General features: G+C 40.0%; 17 protein-coding genes. 4 read left to right on the forward strand and 13 right to left on the reverse strand.

The annotated features are described in order from the left end of the window. The 4 genes from msrA to H148_RS0115140 form a co-directional block, all read right to left on the reverse strand. Positions 1–663, reverse strand: coding sequence for a peptide-methionine (S)-S-oxide reductase MsrA (gene msrA, locus H148_RS0115120; protein ID WP_029035551.1), 663 nt, complete (start codon positions 661–663; stop codon positions 1–3). A gap of 2 nt (positions 664–665) precedes the next feature. After that, positions 666–1,232, reverse strand: a complete 567-nt coding sequence (locus tag H148_RS0115125; protein WP_029035552.1) for a hypothetical protein — start codon at positions 1,230–1,232, stop codon at positions 666–668. A gap of 281 nt (positions 1,233–1,513) precedes the next feature. Continuing rightward, the gene (locus tag H148_RS0115135) at positions 1,514–2,293 is read right to left on the reverse strand and encodes a zinc ribbon domain-containing protein (protein ID WP_029035553.1); all 780 of its coding nucleotides are present in this window, start codon (positions 2,291–2,293) and stop codon (positions 1,514–1,516) included. Positions 2,294–2,295: 2 nt separating this feature from the next. Beyond that, a complete protein-coding gene (locus H148_RS0115140; RefSeq protein WP_029035554.1) occupies positions 2,296–3,390 on the reverse strand; it encodes a Nif3-like dinuclear metal center hexameric protein in 1,095 nt (364 codons plus the stop codon). A 196-nt stretch (positions 3,391–3,586) separates the two neighbouring features. On the opposite strand from H148_RS0115140, the gene lpxK reads away from it, so the two are divergent. Beyond that, a complete protein-coding gene (gene lpxK, locus H148_RS0115145) occupies positions 3,587–4,594 on the forward strand; it encodes a tetraacyldisaccharide 4'-kinase (protein WP_029035555.1) in 1,008 nt (335 codons plus the stop codon). Positions 4,595–4,687: 93 nt separating this feature from the next. Here the strand turns inward: lpxK and H148_RS0115150 are convergent, their stop codons facing one another. The 6 genes from H148_RS0115150 to H148_RS0115175 form a co-directional block, all read right to left on the reverse strand. Next, positions 4,688–6,913: an ATP-binding protein gene (locus H148_RS0115150; RefSeq protein ID WP_029035556.1), complete on the reverse strand. Its 2,226-nt coding sequence runs from the start codon at positions 6,911–6,913 to the stop codon at positions 4,688–4,690. Positions 6,914–6,944: 31 nt separating this feature from the next. After that, positions 6,945–7,982 carry a type I glyceraldehyde-3-phosphate dehydrogenase gene (gene gap / locus H148_RS0115155; RefSeq protein ID WP_051286528.1) on the reverse strand — a complete coding sequence of 346 codons (1,038 nt, stop codon included), beginning with the start codon at positions 7,980–7,982 and terminating at the stop codon, positions 6,945–6,947. Continuing rightward, entirely contained in the window at positions 7,982–8,851 is an 870-nt protein-coding gene (gene lipA / locus H148_RS0115160) for a lipoyl synthase (RefSeq protein ID WP_029035558.1), read from the reverse strand. Before lipA ends, gap begins: the two co-directional genes overlap by 1 nt. 191 nt (positions 8,852–9,042) lie before the next feature. Then, complete coding sequence (locus H148_RS0115165) at positions 9,043–9,612, reverse strand: RNA polymerase sigma factor (RefSeq protein WP_029035559.1); 570 nt, start codon at positions 9,610–9,612, stop codon at positions 9,043–9,045. Further along, on the reverse strand, positions 9,603–10,703 hold the full coding sequence (locus tag H148_RS0115170; RefSeq protein ID WP_029035560.1) for a glycosyltransferase: 1,101 nt from the start codon (positions 10,701–10,703) through the stop codon (positions 9,603–9,605). The genes H148_RS0115165 and H148_RS0115170 overlap by 10 nt, the downstream gene beginning before the upstream one ends. A gap of 13 nt (positions 10,704–10,716) precedes the next feature. Beyond that, positions 10,717–10,923, reverse strand: a complete 207-nt coding sequence (locus H148_RS0115175; RefSeq protein ID WP_029035561.1) for a hypothetical protein — start codon at positions 10,921–10,923, stop codon at positions 10,717–10,719. A 189-nt stretch (positions 10,924–11,112) separates the two neighbouring features. On the opposite strand from H148_RS0115175, the gene H148_RS0115180 reads away from it, so the two are divergent. Together H148_RS0115180 and H148_RS0115185 are read left to right on the forward strand one after the other, a co-directional pair. Continuing rightward, positions 11,113–11,733 (forward strand): fasciclin domain-containing protein, encoded by a 621-nt coding sequence (locus H148_RS0115180; RefSeq protein ID WP_029035562.1) that lies wholly within the window; start codon positions 11,113–11,115, stop codon positions 11,731–11,733. A gap of 142 nt (positions 11,734–11,875) precedes the next feature. Then, the gene (locus H148_RS0115185; protein ID WP_029035563.1) at positions 11,876–12,496 is read left to right on the forward strand and encodes a fasciclin domain-containing protein; all 621 of its coding nucleotides are present in this window, start codon (positions 11,876–11,878) and stop codon (positions 12,494–12,496) included. A 67-nt stretch (positions 12,497–12,563) separates the two neighbouring features. Here H148_RS0115185 and murB read toward each other — a convergent pair whose 3' ends face one another. The 3 genes from murB to H148_RS0115200 all read right to left on the reverse strand — a co-directional run bounded on the left by murB (position 12,564) and on the right by H148_RS0115200 (position 15,304). Then, positions 12,564–13,577, reverse strand: coding sequence for a UDP-N-acetylmuramate dehydrogenase (gene murB / locus H148_RS0115190; RefSeq protein WP_029035564.1), 1,014 nt, complete (start codon positions 13,575–13,577; stop codon positions 12,564–12,566). After that, entirely contained in the window at positions 13,577–14,767 is a 1,191-nt protein-coding gene (locus H148_RS0115195; RefSeq protein ID WP_029035565.1) for a pyridoxal phosphate-dependent aminotransferase, read from the reverse strand. The genes murB and H148_RS0115195 overlap by 1 nt, the downstream gene beginning before the upstream one ends. A gap of 165 nt (positions 14,768–14,932) precedes the next feature. Beyond that, on the reverse strand, positions 14,933–15,304 hold the full coding sequence (locus H148_RS0115200) for a DUF1573 domain-containing protein (protein ID WP_029035566.1): 372 nt from the start codon (positions 15,302–15,304) through the stop codon (positions 14,933–14,935). 141 nt (positions 15,305–15,445) lie between these two features. On the opposite strand from H148_RS0115200, the gene H148_RS0115205 reads away from it, so the two are divergent. Then, positions 15,446–18,076, forward strand: a complete 2,631-nt coding sequence (locus H148_RS0115205; RefSeq protein ID WP_029035567.1) for a valine--tRNA ligase — start codon at positions 15,446–15,448, stop codon at positions 18,074–18,076. Positions 18,077–18,178 lie beyond the last annotated feature (102 nt).

Here is an 18,178-nt window from a genome sequence, read left to right on the forward strand (position 1 = left end):
TTAATCAGACTGATTTTCCTTTAGTAACTCGGGGAATTTCTCCTTAAACCTGTTCATCCTGGGAACTGAAACATTCCTTATGTATGGATCATTTGGGTTATACCTTTTGTAATCCTGATGATAATCCTCTGCCAGCCAGAATTTTTGAAATGGTAAAACTTCTACAGCAATTGCCTTTGTATACTGCTCTGCCAGTTCTTTTAATTTTTGTTCAATGATTTTTTTCTGTTCAGCATTTTGATAAAAGATGATAGAGCGGTATTGAGAGCCAAGATCCGGACCCTGACCGTTCTTCTGAGTTGGATCCATAGAACCAAAATAAACATCTGTGAGCGTGGCAAAATCTACTACTTCCGGATCATAGATTACTTCTACTGCTTCTGCATGACCGGTACGGCCGGTATTGGTTTCTTCGTAGGTAGGATTTTTGGTGTGTCCTCCAGAATACCCTGAGATTGCCTCCTTAACGCCTACAACACTTTCAAAAACTGCTTCAACACACCAGAAGCAGCCACTGGCAAAATAAGCTTTTTCGAGTCCATCCTGAGTAGGAACTTCTACGGGTTCGGCATTTGCAATTTCGGGTAGGGTGACCTTTTCACCCGAAGAATTTCCGCAGGCAGTTAAACTAAAAAGTAAAAATATTAAAAGATGAAATTTCATAATTATTGTTTTTTATAAGTTCCTTCCAGGGTCTTTTTGCCATATAGAGCGTAATCTGTGGATATTTCACCATTGGTGGAAAAACCCAGCCAATCAAGCTCGGCTCCACCATCTTCTGTGAAGTTTATTGTGGCAACGGGGGTATTTTTATCAAAGTCGTTCCAGGGGATTTCCCTGTCGGGTTCAACTTCTCTCGAGGCTGAAACAAAGTAAACTTCGGCCGAGTTTTCTCCGGTCTTTTGTGTTCTGGCGGTGATGTACAGTTTATCCTTATCTATACACCATTCTGTGGGACGATCAAAATCGATCTCAATGCAGTTGCAGTTACAATCAACGGCAGCTTCCCCATTTTCAATTTTACGGTAATTTCCGTCAAGGGCTACCGCGACGGCCGGTGGTTCTGTTTGAGTCTGGATTGCATCCCGCTCTTCCTGAATATTCCCCGGCGGCAAAGTATCGGCAGAAATATTATCGGTATTAACCCTTTCCGATGTATCGGAGTCAGAATTTTTACTGTCGTTACAGGAGATAAAAACCATCGCTGTGATAATGAAAAAAAGCTTTTTCATAATTGTAGGTTTAATGTTTAAAGTTAAGCCATACAAAATTGATTTCTGTGAAACAGATGTTAATGGAAATTAGATTCAGGTTCTTGAGTTCAAATTTAAAGATTGAGAAAATAGCCGGAGTTAAACCTTATAATCTTTCCGGAATATTAAAAGAGGTACAAAATCAGGTTTTGTTTGAATACAAAAACATGCCAGCTTGTGCCGGAGAATTTTAAAGCTAAATCTACCTAAACAAAAAAACCCCTCACAGCAGTGAAGGGTTCTTTTGTTTATAAATAAAATTAGAAGCTTTGGAAAAGCTCGTTCATTTTTTGTCTTTCTTCCTGAGCCAGTTCTTCGTCTACTAGAATTCGTCCACTGTGTTCGTCGGTTATGATCTTTCTGCGGCCGGCGATTTCCATGATTACCTGCGGTGGAATAGTGAAAAATGATCCTCCCGATGCTCCTCTTTCAACAGGAACTACTGCAAGGCCATTCTTTACGCTGGTACGTATTCTTTTATATGCATTTACCAGGCGCTCTTCGATTTGCTTTTCAAATTCTTTGGATTTATCAAGCAGAGCTCTTTCTTCCTTCTCAGTTTCAGCAAGAATTTCGTCCAGCTCTCCTTTTTTATGATCCAAATGTTTCTGGCGCTCGGCCAAACGCTCTCTGGTTTGTTCGATCACCTCTTTCTTCTGCTCAATTTGAGCGCGGTATTCTTTTATCTGCTTTTCAGCGAGTTCTATTTCGAGCTCCTGGAATTCCACTTCTTTAGAAAGTGCGTTGAATTCACGGTTGTTGCGCACATTTTTTTGCTGCTCGTTGTATTTTTTGATCAATGCCTTAGCATCTTCTATCAAAACTTTTTTAGTATTAATACCTTGTTCGATCACTTCTAGATCGGCATCCATTTTCTCCATACGAGTGTTCAGGCCTGCTACTTCATCTTCTAAATCTTCTACCTCAAGGGGAAGTTCACCTCGTACATTTCTTATTTCATCCACTCGGGAATCTATAAGTTGAAGATCGTACAACGCTCTTAACTTCTCTTCTACAGTAACATCGGATTTTTTTGCCATAGTTAAAAATACTTGATAGGATTGGTTTCTGTGTTTGATAAAACGACTGCAAAATTAGCAAATTTTTTCTTAAGAAAAGAGGTCAGAAGGGTTTTTGTGTACTGCTCGCTTTCATAATGGCCAACATCGGCCAGCACCAGTCTTTGCTCGGCTTTATAGAAGTCGTGATACTTGAGATCTGCGGTAATGAAAATATCTGCTCCGACTGCCATGGCTTTATTAATGGCAAAGCTTCCACTGCCCCCTAAAACAGCTACTTTTTTTATTGGTTTTCCAAGCAGAGATGAATGCCGTATGCACCCACTCCCAAAAGTTTCTTTCACTTGCTTCAAAAATGCCTCTTCTTCCACCTCTTGCTCCAGCTCCCCAATCATTCCCATTCCAATGTGCTGATTTGGGTTGTCCAGGCTGATAATTTCATATGCCACCTCTTCATAAGGATGGCTGTCAAAAAGAGCATTTAAAATATTTTTTTCCAGATGCTTCGGAAAAGTCATTCCCATCTGTACTTCTTCCTCATAATGAGTTTCCCCTTTTCTGCCTATTACTGGATTAGATTCATCATTTCCGCGGAAAGATCCGCTGCCAATCAAATTAAAGCTGCAGTGATCATAATTTCCAATAGTTCCTGCCCCGGCGGCAAACAGGGCTTCCCTAACGCTGGCTGCATCGTTCTTCGGCACAAAGGTGAGAAGCTTTTTTATAGTTCCCGGTTGTGGAATAAGGATCTTCCTGTTATGTACTCCCAGCTGTTCGCAAATCACATCATTTACACCTTTAAAGCTGTTGTCCAGTGCTGTGTGAATAGCGTAAATGGCGACGTCATTCTTGATGGCCTTAAGAATGGTTCTCTCTACATAATTGCTGCCGGTAAGTTTTTTTAGGCCCGAGAAGATTATGGGATGAAAACTCACAATGAGGTTACATTTTTTTTCTATGGCCTCCTCTACCACATCTTCCAGGGTGTCAAGAGTTACCAGGATTCCTTTTACATCGCTATTGGGGGAGCCGGTGAGCAATCCAACATTATCAAAACCTTCGGCATATGCAGTAGGAGCAAATTTTTCTATCTCCTGAATTACGTCTTTAACAAACATGATCTCGTTTTTACTGAAGAATCCAAATATAAAAATTATCGGGCTCACAAAAGTCTCAAGTTACTCTTCAGTTAAATTTATTATGAAGAATAACTTCCGCAGCAAGTAAGCTCCAAAAATGGTAAATTTTTATTAATTTTTTGTTGAGGCTTTAAAAGATAGGTGCCGTTTCGGGAAAAAAATTACCTTCGCATCCATGTCTGGAAGAAAACTTCTGTATCCTTTTTCTATTCTCTATGGAACGGCCATGCACCTTCGTAACTACCTTTACGACAGCGGTGTATTGTCATCCCAAGGCTATGACCTGCCGGTTATTGCTGTTGGTAATTTAAGTACCGGCGGTACAGGAAAATCTCCCATGGTAGAATATTTGACTCACCTGCTAAGGACCAACTACAAAGTTGCCACCCTAAGTCGTGGGTACAGAAGAAAGAGCAGGGGATACATTTTGCTCACAGGAGGGGAAACTGCGACCGAGGTTGGGGATGAGCCTTTGCAATTCAAAAATAAATTTCCAGAAGTCCTGGTGGCTGTGGACGAAAACCGTAGTCATGGAATAGATGAACTCCTAAAGGAAAATCCAAAGCCACAGGTGGTGGTGCTGGATGACGCTTTTCAGCACAGAAGTGTTACCGCCGGGTTTTATGTTCTATTAACTTCATACTCTAAAATTTATCGCAATGATCTGGTTCTTCCCGCAGGGGATCTAAGGGAGCCGATTATGGGGGCAAAAAGGGCAAATGTAATTGTAGTGACCAAATGTCCCACAAATCTTCCTTTGGAAGAGCAGATAGAGATCATCAAAAAATTAAAACCCACAGCCAAACAGGAAGTGTTCTTTAGTAGTATAGAATATAGTGAGGTGGTCTTGGGAAGGAACAGATCCTTAAAAATACAAGATCTTAAAAAAACATCTTTTACGTTGGTTACGGGAATTGCAAATCCTAAACCTCTGGTGAAGCACCTGCAGGATCTGGGATTAAATTTTAACCACAGAGCATTTAAAGATCATCATAATTTTACGGAAGCTGAATTAAAGGAACTTCAACACGAGGAGCTCATAATAACAACCGAGAAGGATTATATGAGACTTAAAAATGAGATTTCCCGGGAGAAGATCTTTTATCTACCCATTACGAACCGTTTTCTCCATGGGAGGAAAGAATTTGATGCTTTGATACTGAATTATGTGCAGAAAAAATGAGACCTGTTACAGTCTCATTCTAAATTATTGGCTAATTCAAACTATCTCTTACAATAACCTGAGTAAACCTTTTCTCAAACCTCGTGCCATTTTTTAAATCGTGGCTTTTTCCTGGCTTAGGTACTTATTAATTTTTTGAAAAAACTCTTCTGTTTTATAAGGTTTAGGAATAATATCGTTAAAGCCATTTAGATAAAACTCATCAAGACTCTCTTCCAGGGTTACGGCGGTAAGAGCTATAATTGGAATGGTTTCATTGAACTTCCTTATTTCGATCGTAGCCTCGATTCCGCTTATCCCCGGCATATGGATATCCATTAAAATGAGATCAAATTCGTTATTTTGAACTTTTGTGATTGCTATACTTCCGTTATCAGCCACATCGCAAATCACTTGATTTTTCTCCAGGATCTTTCGGGTGATCATTTGATTGATCTTGTTGTCTTCTACAATAAGAATTCTCTTATTGTGCATGATATCATTTGACAACGGTTCGGGAATTTCATTATTCTTTTTGTCCTGTGGATTGGCCGGTTCAAGGGCTTCAAAATTCAGCTCAAAATAAAATAATGAACCTTTTCCAAGTTCGCTCTCCAGGTGGATTTCACTGTCCATTAAATTAAGCAGGTTTTTCACTATGGAAAGACCAAGACCGGTTCCGCCAAATTTCCGGTTGATTTGTAGAGAGCCCTGGGTGAAATTCTCAAAAATCGCTTTTTGTTTTTCCTTGCTAATTCCTTCCCCGGTATCCTGTATTTCAAACCTTAACAGCACTTTGTCATCCTTTTGGCTAAGGCGTTTTACCCGTACCCAAATATCCCCGTCTTCGGTAAATTTGATTGAATTTCCTATCAGGTTGATAAGAATCTGGGAGATCTTAAGCGGATCTCCCTTTAATTTCTTCGGAATTTCACTGTCAAATTCCAGGTGAAGTGTGGTTTTTTTATCTTCGGCCGAATTCTTTAAGGCGATCAATACATCGGTAATACGCTTTTTTAAGTTAAAAGAACTTTCAAGCATCTCCACTTTTTTAGCTTCGAGTTTATTGAGATCCAGAATATTATTGATCAAAGAAAGTAGATATTCTCCGGAGAACTTAAGAGAGTTAAGATGTTCTTTTTGATTTTCTGTAGGACTTTCTTCCAGTAACAGGTGAGTTAAGCCCGTTACTGCATACAAGGGGGTTCTAAGCTCGTGGGTAATTGTAGAAAGAAATTGAGCTTTAGCAAGAGAAGCTTTTTCGGCATTTTCTTTGGCAGTGATCAATTCTGAGTTTTTCTTTTGAAGCAGGTCATTCGCCCGTGCCCTTAGATTGTTGTTTTTATATAGGGATAGGGTCAGTAATGACAAAATTGTGATCAACGCCACACTAAGAATGGTGGTAAGTTTGTTGACCTTGAGAGTTCTTTCTGCCTCTTCTTTTTTACGGGTCAATTCATTCATGGTACTCTTCATAGAGTCTACTCCATAGCGAGCATTGGCATCCAAAGCAAGGGCTTCCCTGTTAAGGTTGTATAAAGAATCCTGAATTTTGTTACTTTCACGAAGCAGCATCAAAGCTTCTGAAGTATTTCCCATTTCCTCCTGAATTTGGCTTTGTACCATCATCGTACTTTGTATCATGCCCCCAAAGTTGTTTCTACGGGAATACTCCATACTCTTTTCGGCCTCTGCCATGGCACTTTGCAATTGATCTGAAGCCTGGTACGCACGTGCTTTGTAATAGTGAACTCTCCCGCGCTCGTACTCATTGTCGCTGGTTCTTAGTTTTTCACCAGCCGAATTTAATAGAGTAAGAGCAGCATGTGGTCTTTCTGCTGTATTTAAATAAAGAATTCCACGGTTGAGATCAACAATTCCTAATCCTTCAGTGTCACCTTGTTTTTCGTAAAGAGCTTGGGCGAGGTCAAAATATTCGGTCGCACGATCGAATATCCGCTTTGCAGTGAAAATTTTTCCAAAGTTGAGATAGCTGTAGGCGAGACCCTCTTCATCTCCTATTTCCCGCTGAATTGAAATTGCACGCTGCAGTTCTGTAGCTGCCTTATCCTGTTCATGTCGCACATAATGCAGTTGAGCCAGGATACTACTCGAAAGTGCAATTAATCGTGGATGATCAATAGACCTGGACAATTCAAGAGCAGTATTTAACTCCCTTAGAGCCTGATCAAAGTGTATACTGTTAATTGACTCTTCGGCGTCTTCCAACAGCTGTTCAATAGTGGCATTAATTTCATCTACTTCCTGTAGGTTTTTTTCCTGGGTGTAGGAATAGGAAAAGAATAGAAATGCCACAATTAAAAGAGTAAAGTTCTTCATTGGGACTTAAAATAACTTTGGCTAAATATAACTATTTAATTGACACATGGGAAATTAAATCAATAAGCCGGCTGGAATATCCAATTTCGTTGTCATACCATCCAATGATTTTCACGAAGTTACCTCCTACTACAGATGTCATTTGCGCGTCAAAAATGCAGGAATGAGGATTACCTTTAATGTCAATTGAAACTATTGGATCTTCGGTATATTCGATAATATTTTTAAGAGGTCCGGAAGCAGCGTTTTTAAATGCAACGTTTATTTCTTCAATAGTCGTTTTCCTTTTGACGTGCAGGGTCATATCGGTGAGACTGCCATTTGCTACCGGCACTCTAATTCCGCAGCCGCCTATTACTTCACTTAAATCGGGGAAGATCTTGGTGAGGGCTTTTGCTGCTCCTGTAGTAGTGGGAACTATTGACTGGCCTGCTGCCCTGGCCCGGCGGAGATCTTTGTGGGGCTGGTCATGAAGACTTTGATCTGTAGTATAGGAATGGATAGTAGTAATGTAGGCCTGTTTTACACCGGCCAGTTCATCTACGATCCTAAGCATGGGGGCAGCATTATTGGTAGTGCAGGAAGCATTTGAAATAATGTCTTCTGTACCGTCAAGGATATCTTCATTGACACCTAAGACTACCATTTTTATAGAATCGTCCTGGGGAGGCACGCTTAAAATCACCTTTTTGACACCTCGTTGCAGATGTGGCTCCAAATCTTTTCGCGTTTTGAACTTGCCTGTGCTCTCCACCACTACATCCACCTGGTATTGGTTCCAATTAATCTCCTGCGGCATGAAATGATTAAGTATGGACACTTCTTTGCCGTCTATGAGTAAAGAGTTACTTGTAGAAGAAATTTCTTTTTTCAGGACTCCATGAATGCTGTCGTATTTTAGGAGATGGGTCAGGGTAGGGGCGGGGGCAAGATCATTTATTACAACCACTTCCAGATTTTTATGATCGAGAAGTAATCTGAAAAAATTACGTCCTATACGGCCAAATCCATTGATTCCAATACGGACCTTTTCTTTTGCTGATGCTGCTGAAGGTTTTGCGCCCTCCATTAGGTTAGATGCTTTTGTGCTTTATATGAAGATCTAACCAGAGCACCACTTTCCACGTGCCTAAAGCCCATTTCCAAACCTATAGTTTCATACTTTTTAAACTGTTCCGGAGTTACAAATTCATGAACCGGAAGATGCTGTTTTGTAGGTTGCAGATACTGTCCTATAGTTACGATATCGAGATCAACAGCTCGAAGGTCCTCAAGGGTCTGAATCACCTCTTCTTCCATTTCACCCAGACCCAGCATTATTCCCGACTTTGTTCGTTTTACTCCTTGCTGTTTAAGATATTTAAGCACTTGTAGACTTCTTTCATATTTTGCCTGGATACGCACTTCGCGCGTAAGCCTTTTAACCGTTTCCATATTATGGGAAACAATTTCGGGATTTACATTAATAATCCGATCAATATTTCTTTCAACTCCCTGAAAGTCGGGAATTAATGTTTCCAGGGTAGTATCAGGATTCATGCGGCGTATCGCACTCACTGTCTCTGCCCACATAATAGAACCCATATCTTTAAGATCATCGCGGTCTACACTGGTGATCACTGCATGTTTGATCTTCATTAACTTGATAGATCGTGCAACTTTTTCTGGCTCATCCCAATCCAGGGTTTCAGGTCTTCCGGTTTTTACTCCGCAAAATCCGCAGGAACGGGTACATATGTTTCCCAGGATCATGAATGTTGCAGTTCCTTCCCCCCAACATTCCCCCATATTAGGGCAGCTTCCCGAGGTGCAAATCGTGTGAAGGTTGTATTTGTCTACCACACTTCTCAACTCGGTGTATTTTTTCCCGGTTGGTAATTTAACTCTTAGCCACTTGGGTTTCGGCGTTCTTTGGGTAGGGAGTTGCTGTGTTTCCATAAGATGGCAAAGGTACAATTAGAATGACTAAAAACCAACGGAAAAAAAAGGTAGATCTTCAATGTCCGTGTTCCGATGTGTGACATGAAGGGCGACAAATTGAAGATCGGTTTAAGATAAGTGGGCAAGGAAAACAACGGTATTTTTCCGCTTCTGAAACAGGACTGCCTTGGGTTAAATTTTAAACTTCTTCAGGATGTGCGGTTTTCTATGACCTCGGCCAGCAGTTTTTTTGCACGTAGCAATTTCACTTTTACATTGTTCATTGGCTCCTGAAGATGCGCCGAAATCTCTTTATAGCTCATTTCCTGAAAATACCTTAAAGTAATTACTTCCTGATAAGGTTGTTTCAGTTTTTTGATGTCTCTAAGGAGCTGGGCCAGGTTTTGCTCAGTAATTAAAGTGTCCTCTATGCTAGGGGTTTCATCTGCGATTCGGTGTACCCTTTCATCTTCTTCATCTGTAGTGCGGGACCTGATAGAAGCTTTCTTTTTTCTTACCAGATCTACATGAATATTCTTGGAGATAGTAATAATCCAGGTTTTAAAAGTATACCGTGGGTCAAAGGTATCGATTTTGTCAAAAGCTCTTGAAAATGCCTGTATGGTAATATCTTCGGCATCATATTCATTTTGTGTTCGCTTGAGCTGAAAGCCATAAACATCATTCCAGAACCTGTCTAACAAATAATTGAAAGCTGTCTGTTTTCCTTTTTTTGCCTTCTCAATTTGTTGCTGAAGTAGGTCCGGCTCTATTTCCAATGAGTGGGTTTTGAAATTAGGTTTGCTATAAATATAGCTAATTGAGCCTTAATGAGGAACAATTCAAGAAAGGGAAAACTCCAGAATAAATCTGTCTCGCCAAATAATTTTCCGGCTTTGTAAAAAACCAGACCTTGTACGATCCACCTTACGGCAAGAAAAACCAGTGCTACTTGCCAAAAAGGGCTAAATAGCAGGATAAAAAAGAAAATCCAGAACAGGAGCTGGGAGGTGTAAAAAAGCCCTAGCATAAACCGGTGCTCCATTTTATAATGAGAAGCAATAGAGGCATGTCTTCTTTTTTGCCTGAACCAGGACTTCATATCGGTTTTTGGAACACTGCGGGTAATCCCTACAGCGGAAAAACATAAAGCAGTATTTAATTTATTGGCAGCCCGGTTTACAAAAAGATCATCATCTCCAGATTTTATATGTAAATGGGTGGCAAAACCATTTTGACTAAAAAATTCTTCTGAAGTATAAGCGAGATTACGCCCCACTCCCATATATGGTCTGCCCCAGCTGGCATAGGAAAAATACTGAATCGCTGTAAAAAGGGTTTCAAAACGTATAAGTTTATTCAACAGTGACCGGTTTTGAATAAAGTATCCGCCGTAGCCAAGCACAATACTTTTTTGATCTTCAAAATGGGCACTCATCTCCTTTAACCATTGGTTGGTTTCCGGGCGACAATCGGCATCGGTAAAAAGAAGATATGGTTTTTTGGCTTTTTTGATCCCTAGAGTAATAGCATATTTTTTGTTGGCCCAAAATGCTTCATTGTTTTGTACGTCCACTATCTTGAGGCGGGCATCACGATTTTGGAAATCTTCAAGCACCTCCAGAGTTTCATCTACAGAGGCATCATTAATAACAACTACTTCAAAATCGGGATGATCCTGAGACAGGATGTCGGGAAGAAAATTCTTTAGATTTTCGGCTTCATTTTTTGCGCAGATTATTACCGAAACAGGAAGATCCTTGTAAGCCGGCTGACTATCATTCGTGGCAAAGGCAAACTTAAAAAAGCCCAGATAATAACATAAATTAATAAGGCCAAGGATAACAAAAGCAGTAAGAAAGGCTAGCATTAAGTGGCAGGAATTATTTTACCGTTTGGGGTTGGTCACAGTCTCTGGCTTCATCGGGTAATTTACCACAATAACTGCAGGCTTCTCCTTCTTTGTTTAAAAAAGGACTTTGGCTGGCACAAGTACCGCTAAATTTTCCATCTTTTTTCCCCCATATCTTAATGGCAATTCCCGCAACAGCAAGGGCTAAAAGTGCTATAGTAATTAAAACAAGTTCCATATTCAAAGTTTTTGCAAAAATAAACAATAATAAACAGTATATGAAGTATATGCAAAAATTTGTCCAGCCTTTATTTACAAGGCTTTTAAGGCCTATATTTTCCGAATTTTAACGTAATTTTATTGTACTAAAATGGGTATTAACTTTAGTTCGCAATAAATTGCAGTTAGTGCTTTAAAATTAAAATTTATGTTGCAAAAATTATTTAAAATTTCCATGGTATGTCTTTTTGCAGGACTTTTTTCTTGCCAGGATAAAGAAAATCGACAGGAATCTGAAGTAGACATACTTCCTGCCGAGGAAAAAAAAGATGAGTTACGAAGTGAAGATCACCCAATGCCTAGGAGCTTTCTTCTGGCAAAAATGCGGGAAAATGATGAGTTAAGTGCTTTTACAGAAGAAATCAAAAAATCTGGTCTGGAAGAAGAATTTGAAGGGGAAGAGGGTATTTATACCATTTTTGCTCCTGCCAATGCGGCATATGACAGGATTCCTGCTAAAGTGATTAACGAAGCCGATAGCATCGACCCGGGAGAGAGTCAAAAGGATCTTTTGCGATATTACATGGTGGAAGGAGAATTGACGTTGGGTGCTTTGCGGGAAGAAATCAGAGCTTCAGAAGATGGACGATATGAATTTGAAACGGCATTGGGCGAAAAGCTTTGGGCAGTCGAAGAAGGAGACAGAATCGTAATAATTGATGTTCTGGGAAATAAGGCGAAGATTTTAACTTCAGAACTGGAAGAATATTACGGTGCTTATCACATCATTGACAATATATTACAACCCGGTGCAAATAATGGAAATTAAGTACAGGAATAAGGTTAGAATAAGACTATCAAATCAGTTTTAATTTTTTGCTTAAAATTCCTTTTAACTAAGGATTATAACTTCATATTGGGTTAACTGAAAGCTTTTTAATAAATTCAGGTATAAATAGAAAAAACAGAACATGATGAAAATTAAGAATATAATTTTGTTTAGCGGGATCTTCATGCTGGGATTTACCTCTTGTAAAGATAATGAGAGGGAAGTAGATTCCGATCCCGAAAGCCTTGAAGTGCAGGAAGAGAATTTTGAAGAAAGTTTAGAGGACTTACGTCAGAGAAACTCTACTGTGGATGCAATTGAAGGAAATCCTGAACTGAGTACTTTTGCTACAGGACTCAATGTCTGGAATATTGAAGATACACTGGGCCAGGTTACCCAGGAATACATGGTGTTCGCCCCTAGTAACAGAGCTTATAGCCGGGTTTTTAGGCAACAAGGCTATGATGTTCTTGAAACAACCCCCGAGGCAGTTATTCCTTATCACATAGTAAAAGTAAACTATACTTTGGATGAGCTTAAACAGGAAATTCGCAATGCCAATGGCGCCCTTGTACTTCCTACTTTTGAAGGGGAGGAAATCACCTTTACTCTGGATGGAGATAAAGTAGTACTTACAGGAGCCACAGGAGTAACAGCCAACATAATGGAGACTTTTGATATCGAAAACGGAACTGCTTATATTATAGACACAGTTTTAATGCCTGAAGGAATTGAAACAGTTACAATTACTGCTGAAGATTAGACATCACAGGTAACTATAAAAAAGGTCCTCAAAAATAACATTTTTGAGGACTTTTTTTTCTTAAAGCTTAAAGAATATTTACTTCCGGAACGATACGGACTCCAAACATGTTCCAAATTTTATCCTGAATTTTCCTGGAAAGCGCAAGAATTTCCTGCCCTGTTGCATCTCCATAGTTGACCAGGACAAGAGCTTGTTTGGTATGTACGCCCGCATCCCCTTCCCGGTAGCCCTTAAGACCTGCACGATCAATAAGCCAACCGGCAGGAACTTTTACCTGCTTTTGATCAATAACATAAAATGGAATTTCAGGAAATTGCTGTTGCAGTGCTTTAAGTTTCTCTGTTGAAACTACCGGATTTTTAAAAAAACTTCCGCTGTTACCCAGCTCTTTCGGATCGGGTAGCTTAGATTGACGAATGTTTATAACGGCTTCAGAAACATCAGCAATTGTGGGCTTAGTGACTCCTCGCTCTTCCAGGTATTGATCTATAGAGCCGTAAGAGGTGTTTAGCTTATGGTTTTTTATGCTCAGCCTGAAACTAACGCTTATTATTATGAACTTATCCTTTGCTTCATTTTTAAAGATAGAATCTCTGTATCCAAAGTGACATTCTTCCCGGTTAAAAGTCTTTAATTCCAGGGTTTGCAAGTTAAGTGCGATACATTTCTCAAAACTATCCTTAAGTTCGACGCCGTACGCGCCGATATTTTGAATTGGAGCCGTACCTACTTTTCCGGGAATTAATGAGAGGTTTTCCAGACCTCCATAACCATTTTCAATACAATACAACACGAATTCATGCCAGTTCTCACCGGCCATCGCCTCAACTACTACTTCATGTGCAGATTCCTCAATGATCTCACGGCCCTTTAGGTTTATGTAAATTACCGTTTTTTCAACATCTCGGGTGAGTAGCATATTGCTTCCTCCACCAAGAATGAATAGCTCTGAGGCATAAGTATTCTTCAAAACATCCCGAAGTTCCTGGACAGAAGTCACATCCACAAATTTGTGGGCGTTAACATCTATGCCGAATGTATTGTACGGCTTAAGAGAAATGTTTGAAAGAATCTTCATTATTTGTTGTACTGCTTTAGAGCTTCTTTTAATATTTCTATAGCTCTCAACAGGTTTTCTTTCTTAAGTACATAGGCTATCCTCACCTGATTCATTCCGGTGTTTGGAGTAGAGTAGAAGCCGGCAGCAGGAGCTACCATTACGGTTTCATTGTTCATTTCAAAAGTCTCCAGGAGCCATTTGGCAAAGTCTTCGGCATCTGTAACAGGTAATTCTGCAATACAGTAAAAAGCTCCTTTCGGGTTGGCTACTCTTACTCCCTCAATTTGCTCAAGTTCCTGCACAAGGGTGTTTCTACGAGCAGTATATTCTTCAATTACTTCATCAAAATACTCCTGCTCTGTATCCAGGGCTGCTTCACTTGCAATCTGTGCAAAGGTTGGCGGACTTAGACGTGCTTGTGCAAACTTCATTGCTGTAGCCATAAAATCTAAATTCTTAGAGACTACACAACCTATCCGGGCCCCACACATACTATAACGTTTCGAGACAGAGTCAATCATTATCGCATTCTGCTCCAACCCGGGAACACTCATTATAGAATGATGTCGGGCTCCGTCATAAGCGAATTCCCGATAAACCTCATCGGCTACGATGAAAAGATCATGTTTTCTGACAACTTCTGCCAATTGATCAATCTCCTCCTTTGTATATAGATAACCCGTTGGATTACCGGGGTTACAGATAAGGATTGCTTTGGTCCGTGGAGTTATGAGCTTTTCAAATTCGGAAATTGGGGGCAGGGCAAAACCGTCTTCGAACTTCGATTTTACCGGAACTACCGTAACTCCAGACGCTGTTGCGAAGCCATTATAATTAGCATAAAAAGGTTCGGGAATGATAACTTCATCGCCTGCATCACAAATACTGCCCATAGTAAACAATAAAGCCTCAGATCCACCTGTGGTGATGATCAATTCGTTGGCCGAAATATCGATCTCGTGTTTACTGTAGTAGGAGGCAAGCTTGGTGCGGTAACTTTCAAACCCTGCAGAATGGCTGTAAGACAAAACTTCAATATCATTGTTTTTAACCGCTGCAAGTGCTTTCGCCGGAGTTTTTATATCGGGTTGACCAATATTTAACTGATAAATAGTTCGTCCTTTTTTTATGGCAGCTTCTGCATAAGGAACTAATTTTCTTATAGGAGATTCGGGCATTGCCTGCCCTTTACTGGAAATACGTGGCATACTTAAATTTTTGGCTTACAAAGTTGCGAAATTTATATGACAAAAATATATTTCCTAACCTATATCATATACTAAATCGGGAGCCATACTGAATGCTATAAAATTCCCACACAAAAAAACCCTTCTTAAATAGAAGGGTCTCAAAAAAGTCATTTTTGGAAGGTCCTATTCTAAAACCGTTCCTTTTATTTTGATCGATTTTGCAGGTTCTTCAGCATTGGAATATACAGTAATTGTTTTCCGTATTGGTCCCACAATATTTGTATCATACTTCACCTTTATCTCACCGGTTTCTCCCGGTGCAACAGGTCCTTCCGGTCTTTCTGGAATTGTACATCCGCAGCTTGAAGAGACATTGGTTATCACAAGGGGAACACTTCCGGTATTGGTGAATTCAAAGACGCGAATACCGTCACTTCCCTTTTCTATTTCGCCATAGTCAATTACTTCAGACTTAAACTCAATTTTTGCTGTTTCCTGTGCCTGTACAGCGAAACCGGCAAAAATAAAGATGGCAATTGCAATTAATTTTTTCATAGTTGTTAGTTTTACTCAGAACTGTAAATATACTACTAATCTGTTTATTGTAGTAAAAAAAAGGCAATCCACTGCTTCGCCTTTTTTAATCCTGAAGTTATAATTACTTTTGCAAGATATTCCAAAAACCGCACCAAAAGTATGTCTGTAGCATCAAATTACATTGCCCGGGAAGTTGAAAGTAAATGGTATGACTACTGGATGAAAAACAATTATTTTCATTCTGAAGTTGATGAAAGGGAGCCGTATACCATCGTGATTCCCCCACCAAATGTTACGGGGGTGCTGCACATGGGACACATGCTAAATAACACTATTCAGGATGTGTTAATACGTCACGCAAGATTACAGGGTTATAATGCCTGCTGGGTACCGGGAACAGATCATGCTTCTATTGCTACAGAAGCTAAAGTTGTAGCCAAACTAAAGGCCGAAGGAATAGATAAAAATACTCTTTCCCGAGAGGAATTTTTGGAACATGCATGGGAATGGACTCACAAGCACGGAGGTATCATCCTCGAACAGCTAAAGAAACTGGGTGCTTCCTGTGACTGGGAACGTACTAAATTTACCATGGATGATGACATGTCGGCTTCTGTCATTAAGGTTTTTGTAGATCTTTATCGAAAAGGACATATATACCGGGGCTACCGCATGATTAACTGGGATCCACAGGCAAAAACAACACTTTCCGATGAAGAAGTGGTCTACCAGGAGCGGCAGGGGTATTTGTATCACCTGCAGTATAAAATTGAAGGAACAAACGAGACACTTACAATAGCAACCACCCGTCCTGAAACCATTTTGGGAGATACTGCAATTTGTATTAACCCAAATGATGAACGTTTTACTCATCTAAGAGGGAAAAAAGCAATTGTGCCGTTATGCGACCGGGTTATTCCTATCATAGAGGATGAATACGTGGATATGGAGTTTGGTACCGGATGTTTGAAAGTTACTCCGGCACATGATGAAAATGATAAGATGCTTGGGGACAAGCACAATCTTGAAGTGATCGATATTTTTCACGATGATGCCACTCTAAATTCCTACGGAATGCAATACGAGGGAATGGACCGTTTTGAAGCCCGTAAAGAGATGGTCAAGGATCTAAAAGAGAAAGGAATTCTGGTAAAGACCGAAGAGCACTTAAATAAGATAGGGACAAGTGAGCGCACCGGTGCTGTGATTGAACCCAGGTTGAGTGACCAATGGTTTTTGAAAATGAAAGATTTGGCAAAGCCTGCACTTGATGCTGTTTTGGAAAAAGAGGTGAACCTGGTGCCCGAAAAATTCATAAATACATACCGGCACTGGATGGAAAATGTTCGCGACTGGAACATTAGCCGACAGCTGATTTGGGGGCAGCAAATACCCGCATTTTACTACGGAGATGGAAAGGACGACTTTGTAGTAGCTGAAACCCCTGAAGAAGCTTTAGAATTAGCTAAAGAACAATCGCGGAATTCTGACCTAACAGCCGCCAATCTTACACAGGATAAAGATGCCCTGGATACCTGGTTTTCTTCATGGCTATGGCCAATAAGTGTATTTAATGGGATCCTTGAGCCGGAGAATAAGGAAATTAATTATTATTATCCTACAAATGACCTCGTAACAGCTCCCGAAATTCTTTTCTTTTGGGTGGCGCGAATGATCATTGCGGGATATGAATACAGAGACAAGAAACCTTTTAATAATGTGTATTTAACGGGAATTGTACGGGATAAGCAACGTCGGAAAATGTCGAAATCCCTTGGTAATTCCCCAGATCCTCTTGGATTAATAGATGCTTATGGTGCCGATGGGGTGAGGGTAGGAATGTTGTTGAGCTCTCCTGCAGGGAATGATCTTATGTTTGAGGAAGATTTGTGTAAGCAGGGTGGGGCGTTTGTAAATAAAATATGGAACTCTTTCAAGTTAGTGAATTCCTGGAAGGTTTCAGATAAAGCTGAACAACCTGAGTCAGCCGGAATTGGAATTAAATGGTACAGGTCAAAATTCCAAAAGACCCTGCAGGAAATCGAAGACAATTACAAAAAGTACCGCATGAGCGATGCTTTAATGGCAACTTATAAGCTGGTATGGGACGATTACTGTTCCTGGTTTTTGGAGATTGTAAAGCCGGAGTACGGTCAGCCGATGGATAAAGTCACTTTTGAAGCGGTGTCAGAAATTTTGGAAAATAATCTAAAAATACTCCATCCTTTTGTGCCTTTTGTTACGGAAGAGATTTGGCAGTCAATGAAAGAGCGTTCAGAAAAGGAAGCCCTTATTATTTCATCCTGGCCAAAAAGTGAGGGTTTTGATGCTTCCTTAATTGATGAGTTTACTGTGGCTTCAGAAGTTATTTCGGGGATAAGAAGTATTAGAAAGGAAAAGAATATCTCTTATAAAGATCAGCTTGAACTACAGGTGCTCAACAACGAAAGAGCAGCTAAAACTTTTGATCCTGTTATAGAAAAATTGGGCAATATTTCTACCCTTGGATACACAGATGAGCAAGTGAAAGGCGCCCTATCTTTTAGGGTAAAATCTAATGATTACTTTATTCCTGTTGCAGGTGCGGTAGACATTGAAGCCGAAAAAGCAAAACTTGAGGAAGAATTAAACTATACGATAGGTTTTCTTAAATCTGTTGAAAAAAAGTTATCCAACGAGAAGTTTGTGAACGGGGCACCAGCAAAAGTAGTTGAAATGGAAAAGCAGAAAAAGGACGATGCCGAAGCCAAAATTGAGGCAATTAATGCAAGTCTTAAGGCGCTTTCCTAGAGCTACTAAAACTTAAAACCAAGAGGAGTGCTGGTGAATCTTTTGTGCTAAATCTATACGGATAATGTTTTTTCATGAAGACATCTGTACAATTGGGTTGAA

The sequence above is a fragment of the Salinimicrobium terrae DSM 17865 genome, assembly GCF_000424665.1.
In the GTDB taxonomy this organism is placed as follows: Bacteria; Bacteroidota; Bacteroidia; order Flavobacteriales; family Flavobacteriaceae; genus Salinimicrobium; species Salinimicrobium terrae.